General features: G+C 47.3%; 7 protein-coding genes. 3 read left to right on the top strand and 4 right to left on the bottom strand.

The window, feature by feature from the left end; translation table 11 throughout:
• Nucleotides 1-227 precede the first annotated feature (227 nt).
• Nucleotides 228-1,145: an SGNH/GDSL hydrolase family protein gene (locus QUB06_RS33145; RefSeq protein ID WP_333284700.1), complete on the bottom strand. Its 918-nt coding sequence runs from the start codon at nt 1,143-1,145 to the stop codon at nt 228-230.
• A gap of 281 nt (nt 1,146-1,426) precedes the next feature.
• On the opposite strand from QUB06_RS33145, the gene QUB06_RS33140 reads away from it, so the two are divergent.
• On the top strand, nt 1,427-2,029 hold the full coding sequence (locus QUB06_RS33140; protein WP_333438905.1) for an IS607 family transposase: 603 nt from the start codon (nt 1,427-1,429) through the stop codon (nt 2,027-2,029).
• A gap of 426 nt (nt 2,030-2,455) precedes the next feature.
• Here the strand turns inward: QUB06_RS33140 and QUB06_RS33135 are convergent, their stop codons facing one another.
• Nucleotides 2,456-4,057 carry an ammonium transporter gene (locus tag QUB06_RS33135; RefSeq protein WP_333438907.1) on the bottom strand — a complete coding sequence of 534 codons (1,602 nt, stop codon included), beginning with the start codon at nt 4,055-4,057 and terminating at the stop codon, nt 2,456-2,458.
• 83 nt (nt 4,058-4,140) lie between these two features.
• Nucleotides 4,141-4,662 carry a 5-(carboxyamino)imidazole ribonucleotide mutase gene (purE, locus tag QUB06_RS33130; protein ID WP_333438903.1) on the bottom strand — a complete coding sequence of 174 codons (522 nt, stop codon included), beginning with the start codon at nt 4,660-4,662 and terminating at the stop codon, nt 4,141-4,143.
• A 396-nt stretch (nt 4,663-5,058) separates the two neighbouring features.
• Between purE and nagA the strand changes: the two genes are divergently transcribed.
• Nucleotides 5,059-6,288 (top strand): N-acetylglucosamine-6-phosphate deacetylase, encoded by a 1,230-nt coding sequence (gene nagA / locus QUB06_RS33125; RefSeq protein WP_333438901.1) that lies wholly within the window; start codon nt 5,059-5,061, stop codon nt 6,286-6,288.
• Nucleotides 6,289-6,362: 74 nt separating this feature from the next.
• On the opposite strand, the gene QUB06_RS33120 is transcribed toward nagA, so the two are convergent.
• Entirely contained in the window at nt 6,363-7,094 is a 732-nt protein-coding gene (locus QUB06_RS33120) for a DUF4058 family protein (protein WP_333438899.1), read from the bottom strand.
• Between the two features lie 318 nt (nt 7,095-7,412).
• On the opposite strand from QUB06_RS33120, the gene bchM reads away from it, so the two are divergent.
• Nucleotides 7,413-8,099, top strand: a complete 687-nt coding sequence (gene bchM, locus QUB06_RS33115) for a magnesium protoporphyrin IX methyltransferase (protein WP_333438897.1) — start codon at nt 7,413-7,415, stop codon at nt 8,097-8,099.
• Nucleotides 8,100-8,397 lie beyond the last annotated feature (298 nt).

Below are 8,397 nucleotides of genomic sequence, written 5' to 3'. Positions count from 1 at the left end.
TAATGTTGTATTTTAATGAGTGTTATTTTTTGGTACTCGCACGACCACTTCATCATATCCTAATTCAGCAACGCCCATCCTTTATTTTTCTAACTAAGGACTAATGACTAATGACTAATGACTAATGACTAAGGACTAATGACTAATGACTAAGGACTAAGGACTAATGACTAATGACTAATGACTAATGACTAATGACTAATGACTAATGACTAATAACTAATGATTCATGACTCATTTTTCAACTGCATCTGATCGAACAGTTGCAGGGCCGATCGCCAAACCAGATAACCTTGATCGTTAAGGTGCAAGCCGTCTGTGCTGAGTTCAGTTGGCAAATTGCCCTCAGCATCCGCAAACAGCGGGTACAAATCCAGATACAAAACATTTTCCGAACTAGCAATTTCTTTCAGCCGTCGATTTATTGCCCTAATCCGACTGTTAGGAATCGCCAACAGCCGATCGCGATTTTCCCAAGTAGCTTGTTCCCCGCTGTGGGGCAAAATCGACTGCACAACTACTTGTGCTTTGGGGTGAGCCCACCGCAAATCGCGAATAATCTGCCGCTGGTTGTCCAAAATCCCTTCGTCGCTGGCCCCCCGCAACAAATCGTTAATCCCGATCATCACAAACACCGTATCCGGGGCAGTTCGATCAAACAACTGCAACCGCTTCAGCAAACCCACGGAAGTCTCGCCCGAAATCCCTTGATTCAGCCAAATTCGATCGACTGGTAACAGCTTTGTCGGAAACCACATACTCAGAGAATCCCCAGCCAAAACACTCAGTCTTGAGGGTCGATTCGCCGCCACCGCCTCAGCTTCGCGACCCAACTGCGTCACCCACTGCTGGTAAGTCCATTTATGTCGCGGCCCGGGAACGGGCACGTCTAGCACTGCCTTTGCAGAGATCGCCGGTTGGTCAATTTGTTCCTGGGCCACTTCTGCAGTCACCGCATCATTCGCCTGGAAGCTTTCTGTCAAGTTGTTTCCCCGCAGCAGTAGTTGAGCGACTGTAAGTATCAGTACCCCGTTCGTCACCAAAGATAGCAAAGCCCAAACCGGAACAGTTTTCGATCGGCTAACTTCCATCCCTAAGAGGGATTTATGAGTTCTACTTCTGCTACCTCCCCCAAACTTCTCCATAAACTCAAGCTATTTGCAGGCCTCACACCGAATAATTTGCACTCATTGCTGCATCAAATTTTACCGCTCAATTAAAGCCTCAATTCTTGTAATAATCAAGCACTGTGCTGTGTTGGGCAAGGGCGGCGATGCAGAACTTTGCTTTTTCGCACTACTTTACCATAAAAAATCTGCCTACCAAACTTTCTTGCCATAAATCGGACTTGTCCAACCTGCAGACGGGGACATAAATATATCTAAAACTTACCGAAATTACCCATTTCTGATGCTAAAATCCAAAAATGAAAAAATTAACTATAACTGAAGCAGCCAAACTTAAAGGTGTGAGCGCTTCCACCTTGCGTCGGTGGGAAGCCGAAGGCAAGCTAATACCCGAACGCACCGCTAATGGTCACAGACGCTATGACCTAGCTCATCTTCTCGGCTTAAAACCCAACGGCGCTTTAACCATTGCTTACGCTCGGGTTAGCAGCCACAACCAAAAAGATGATTTAGACAGACAAAAACAAGTTTTGGAATTGTTTTGTGCATCTCAGGGGTGGCAATTCCAAATCATTGAGGATGTAGGTTCTGGGGTTAATTACAGTAAGGGGGGTTTACAACATCTAATTCGGGCGATCGCAGACAATAAAGTAGAAAGGTTGGTATTAACTCACAAAGACAGACTGCTGAGATTTGGTTCTGAACTAATTTTTAATTTGTGCGAACACTTTGGGACAGAGGTAGTGATTATAAATCAAACCGAAAATACTAGCTGTGACGAGGATTTAGCTAAAGATCTACTAGAAATAATCACTGTTGTCTCCGCCCGCCTTGATGGCAGCAGGAATCCCAAGAACAAGCGCGTCGTTGAAGAACTGAAAGCAATTGCGGGTAAAATCTAATCAATACACGTGTGTGCAAAGTTCGTTAGTTACAGATTCTCAATTCCCCATTACCAATTAGTGGCGCACATCTCATCTCATGCAGTCGGAAACTACTATATGTAAGGCGTTGCATAATAGTGGCATGATTTTGATTTATTTGTGGGATGGGCTCCTGACCCCGAAGGCGTGTATTTTCACAGCAGGCGGGACACCCCACCATAATCATCCTCACATGGTGCAACGCCATATGTCAGCCCTTAAAGGTCAACTAAAAATAAAATTATGCCCGCGTTCGCATCGAAGATTGAAACGCGAGCACAACGATAGACACCCATAAGTTAGCGGCTATTTCAGATTCGGGTTTTTCTGAATAAATGCGTGAATTAGCTGATAAATAGCTAATGTAGGACACGAAAGCTGAATTGGTCGAGCCCTTCGCACACTCTACAGTTTGGTAGTCTTGCCTCCAGAACCCCCACCATAACCGCCGTAGCCGCTCTCACTTCTGTTATCCAAGCTCGTTTCCTTCACAAACCCGGTGTAAGCTTCCATCCCGTGTTCGCCGATATCCAAACCTTCAGCCTCCTCTAAAGCAGAAACGCGGATACCCAGCAAAGCTTTGAGTGCCATCCAAAAAATCGTACTCAGCAGCACGGTCATCCCGCCTACAGAGATAATGCCGACCAACTGCGCCCAGAGTTGGCCGAAACCTCCGCCCACAAGCAATCCGGCTGCCGGGCCTGTGGTATAAAGTCCAGTTGTAGGGCCGTCAGCAAACAAGCCCACTGCCAGAGTTCCCCAGATGCCGCAGACTAAGTGAACTGAAGTTGCGCCTACAGGGTCGTCAATTTTCAAGTTGTCGAAGAAAGTTACTGCGAAAACTACCAGGATGCCGGCGACCGTGCCGATAATGGCAGAGTTGGGTATGTTGATCCAAGCGCAGCTAGCTGTTACCCCGACTAAGCCGGCGAGGATGCCGTTGATAATCATCGAAAGGTCGGGTTTGCCAAGGTACAGCCAAGCAGTAATGGTGGCAGCAGCTCCCCCGAAGGCACCGGCGGTGTTGGTGGTGAGCGCAATGTGGGCGATCGCATTTGGATCGACTGCCATTGTCGAACCGGGATTGAACCCGAACCAACCCAACCACAGAATCAAACAGCCCAGGGTGGCAATGCTCATATTGTGCCCCGGCATCGCCACAGTATCGCCGTCGCGGTACTTGCCGATCCGCGGCCCCAAAAATGCCGCTCCCATCAAAGCAGCCCAACCGCCTACCGAGTGAATCACTGTCGAACCCGCAAAATCCCAGAAGCCTGCTTTTACCAGCCAGCCGCCGCCCCAAATCCAGTGTCCGGTAATTGGGTAAGCAATGCCTACTAGCAGCAAGCTGAAAATTAAGAATTCCAGGAATTTAATTCGCTCTGCAACGGCTCCAGAAACGATCGTGGCAGCAGTTCCAGCAAAAACTAATTGGAAAAAGAATTTAGCGTTAAGAGGCACTCCCGTCCAGTTTAATGCGCTGAAAATGCCTTGATAAGCGTCTCCTGTGGCGGGGCTGTTGTCAGCTACATTCCACAGGAAAAATCCGCCACTGGTGCCGATAAAACCGTTGCCGTCGCTGAACATTAACGCAAAGCCGATCGCCCAATATGCGATCGTAGAAAGCGCAAAAACAATCAAGTTTTTGGACAGCACGTTGACGGCATTTTTTTGGCGACAAAAACCGGTTTCCAACATACAGAAACCCGCGTTCATAAAGAACACTAGCATCGCCGCAACCATGACCCACATGGTATCCATGCCCACCTTAAGGCTTGCTAATTGTTCCTCGGTGGTTGGCGCGGGAGCTGTTTGGGCTACCGCCGCATATCCCCACACCAAGACGATGATTGCAGCTAAAGGTATACACGCTTGCCAACTTGGAGTGAGGCGGGCGATCGCCCTTTGTAACTTCTTCAACCTGTTGACTTTCGTAAAAAATTTAGCTGCTGACAAATTTAAAGACTCCCGCCTGACGGGTTTTGACTTTTTCTTTCCGACAGTCATTTTAATCACTTTTACCCTCTTTACGGCTAGTAAGCTCAGCAATATTCGGAAAACTTTCCAATCTTACTACAAAAGTTTATGGATTATTTGTTGAGATTGAGATAGTTATGATAGCCTAGCTCTTCTAGTTGATTTTGTTTTTTCAGTACAGATTCGGACAAAGTTTTGCGGTAATGCAAAACTCGCTCTAGCAATTCTGGCTGATGAGCTGCCAGTATCTGAACTGCCAGCAAGCCAGCATTCTTAGCGTTGCCGATCCCCACTGTTGCTACGGGTATCCCGGCTGGCATTTGCACGATCGAGTACAGCGAATCTACCCCTTGCAGGTGGCGGCTCGGTACGGGCACGCCAATTACGGGCAAGGGGGTTAAAGATGCTACCATACCCGGAAGGTGCGCCGCTCCCCCGGCACCTGCGATAATGACTTTCAAGCCTCGTTGGTGAGCGGTTTGGGCATATTCCACCATGCGATCGGGGGTACGGTGCGCCGAGACGATCGCCACGGAGCAAGCAACGTTGAATTCTTCGCAAACTGCGATCGCATCTTTCATGGTTGGCAAATCCGAATCGCTACCCATGATAATTCCCACTGTCGCTTGATTCATAAAATTTTCCGATTTGAGATTTCAGATAAATGCTAATTTTAAATGATTGCGTTAACTCAAATTTAGATATTTTGTACCCAAACTGACCCTTAAAAGCAATTTGGCCACAAGCCCCCGTCTGAGCCGGCCTGGAGCCAGCAAAAAGCAAAAAGCTCCCCATCCTCATCGCCAGCCACCGGATTTATCCGTAGCGAATATTAAATCTAAAATCTAAAATCTAAAATCTAAAATCGGATGACTGAAACTGACCCTTAAAAGCAATTTGGCCACAATCCCCCGTCTGAGCCGCCCTGGAGCCAGCAAAAAGCAAAAAGCTCCCCCTCCTCATCGCCAGCCACCGGATTTATCCGTAGCGAATATTAAATCTAAAATCTAAAATCTAAAATCTAAAATCGGATGACTGAAGCCACAACCCCAACTGCCACCCCCACAGATATTCTCAATGCTCGCCTCCCCGGTTGCAAGGATTTGCAGATGCTTGCTGTTGACGAAACGGGAATCATTCAAGAAGTTTTGCCGATGGACGCCGTATTTAAACGGATTTGTCCTCCCCATTTGCAAGTGCTTGATGTAGGAGGGGATTGGCTTTCTCTGGGCGGTGTAGACTTGCAGATTAACGGCGCCCTCGGTTTTGCTTTTCCCGATTTAGAAAGCAAGCATATTGAAATTTTGCCGAAAATTTGTCAATTTTTGTGGAATCAGGGAGTGGATGCTTTTTTGCCGACTTTGGTGACAACTTCGGTGGATAAGTTTAGGCGATCGCTCTCGACTATAGCTGATTATATCCGCACTGTACAAACCGCCGAGCGCGCAACAATTAAACCCAAAACAGCGGAAATTCTCGGCGTTCATCTCGAAGGCCCTTTTCTCAACCCCCAGAAGCGAGGCGCTCACCCAGTTGAGTTTTTGTTACCGCTAACTATAGAAAATGTCAAGCAAGTTTTAGGAGATTGTGCCGATATTGTCAAAATAATTACTTTAGCGCCGGAGCTAGACAGCACAGGCGAAGTCATTTCCTATTTGCAAAGTTTGGGAATTTCCGTGAGTCTCGGACACTCCCAAGCGACGGCCGAGCAAGCGCAACAAGCATTTGAGCGGGGAGCTTCAATGGTAACTCACGCTTTTAATGCGATGCCGAGTTTGCATCACCGAGAACCGGGTTTGTTGGGAGCGGCGATTGTTTATCCGGGCGTAAAATGCGGTTTAATTGCTGACGGGAAGCACGTTTCTCCGACAATGATTGATTTTTTGCTACGCGCTGGTAGGTATCAAAAAGGCGTTTTTTTAGTGAGCGATGCTTTGGCTCCTTTGGGTTTACCTGACGGTGTTTATCCTTGGGATTCCCGACAAATTGAAGTCAGAAAAGGTACAGCTTGGGTAAGATTAGATTATCACTCGACCCTGGAATCTGCTACTTTGGCAGGTACAACTCTGCCGCTGTTGGCGGGAGTTCAGAATTTGGTGGAGTGGGGGATTTGCGATGCCGAAAGTGCGATCGCCCTGGCAACGGAATCTCCGAGAAAGGCGATCGGACTTTCGGGAATTATCGGCAATTCAGCAACTCAATTATTGCGCTGGAATTTAAATGAACCGACAAAAGAATTGGCTTGGCACCGGTTGTTTTAAGTGGTTCCATTTAGTTTCCATGCCATTAGTTTCTCGCGCAGTAGAGTTCGTAGTGAGGACGAAGAGTCGTTATGCTAAGCCCTGCTAACAGCAATTCGGTGTTCTCGGCAAGTTCGATCGTAAATATGATTTAATTCCACAGCCAAGCAAATCTCGCCCCGCAGCCACAGCGGTAAAACAGGGAGATCGCAGCCCACAGCCAGTTTTTCCTGCCAAATATCGAGGCATTGGTTGCCGTCTCGCTCGATCGGTCGATAAGCTGTAGCATAGAGTTCAGCGTCGAAGGGCAAAGCGCTTCCTCCCGCCAGACGGGCTAACAATTCATTATGAAGATTTGCCTTCCTTCCCGTCACAACATCAACTATTACCAGCCCAATTCCCTGGCGCAAATACGTTTCGCACTTAGAAACAAAAGCACCGCGATGAGTAGAACGAACTTTGTTGGCAGGACTTACTAATTCAATTGCACCGGCTAATACTGGGCCTGCTTCAGTGTTAAAAATACTGACTTGCACCGTTTCCGCCGCAGTTAGAAAAGGCACGCTTTGGGCTGGGGGTGACATCCAATTGTTTGGGAAATCTCTTGGCAAACGAATTACCGTCTCTGGACAATCAAACTCCGGTAGAGGTTCCTCAAAAGCTGCTACATCAATTTCAATCCCAAACTGCACGTTGGGTTCGGCAAAGTAATTTGCGGGTAATTTGGCATTCAAATCCGATGCAATGTAAGTCGCCCAGGCGTTGTGAAAGGCGTGCCAGTGACGGCGAACCGACAGCGGCGGGCGGAAATGATCTTGTAGCACCATATTTTTTAAAGTTAGCGCTGATTAAAATTATCGCTAGAATGTGCGATCGGCTGAACTCGGTTTTTATGGAATTAGTTTCTCAATTCGGGATTGTTCGAGTTGCGATCGCCCGTATAAGTAAATTTAACTCAATTTAATTGGGTGGGGAGTGTCAATCGATTTTAGATTTTAGATTTTAGATTTTAGATGTAAAATTGAAGAACTTAGCCCACTGATAAATTGGGGGGCCCCGGATTAAATTACTTTCGGTCAACAATAACTGTCGCTGCGGCTTTATAATATTTAACCGTTGGCAATAACTCAGCAGCAGGCAGATCGATGAATTTGGTAGACGACAAGACTATAGTTAGACAGTATTTTAACTCGACGGGATTCGATCGGTGGCAGCGAATTTACGGCGACGGCAAAGTCAATAAAGTTCAGCTAGACATCCGCACCGGGCACCAGCAAACAGTGGATACAGTCATCGAATGGCTGCAAGCTGACGGCAATTTACCCGGGCTTTGTGTCTGCGATGCCGGCTGCGGTGTGGGATCTCTGAGCATTCCTCTGGCTGACGCTGGGGCAATTGTTTGCGCTAGCGATATCTCTGAAAAGATGGTAGCAGAAGCCTACGCTCGATCGACAGCCGTTCCCGGCAAGCTCTACAACATCTCCTTCGCCGCCCAAGATTTGGAAGCTTTAACGGGCAAATTTCACACTGTCATTTGTTTGGACGTGCTGATCCACTATCCTCAAGATAAGGCTGCGGAAATGATCGCTCACCTAAGTTCGATCGCCGAATCGCGACTAATTCTTAGTTTTGCCCCCAAAACATTAGCACTTACCGCCCTCAAAAAATTTGGCGAACTTTTCCCCGGCCCGAGCAAAACTACCCGCGCTTACCAGCACCGCGAAGCTGATATTATCAAAATCCTAGAAAACAATGGTTTTGTTATTAACAGAACAGCGATGACTAGCACTAGCTTTTACTATTCTCGCTTGCTGGAAGCTGTGCGAAAATAGGTTAAAAATATCGGCAAAAAAGCTAATTTATCATCAGCCTAGGGTGCGCCTAGCGCACCTTCCCTTCCCAGATTTAGGTCAGTGAACATCTCTACTATGCGATTGCTTCGCGGAGGTTCGCAATGACAAGTAAGGCACGCACCGCGCACTTTCCCGCTCAACAATTAGATATTTTTCCCTCCTCCTCCTTCTTTCTTCTTCCTTCTTCCTTCTTCCTTCTTTCTTCTTCCTTCTTCCTTCTTCCTTCTTCCTTCTTCCTTCTTCCTTCTTCCTTCTTCCTTCTTCCTTCTTCCTTCTT

This window comes from Microcoleus sp. D2_18a_D3 (assembly GCF_036702455.1).
Lineage (GTDB): Bacteria > Cyanobacteriota > Cyanobacteriia > Cyanobacteriales > Microcoleaceae > Microcoleus.
This window is presented reverse-complemented; position numbering and strand designations above follow the sequence as displayed.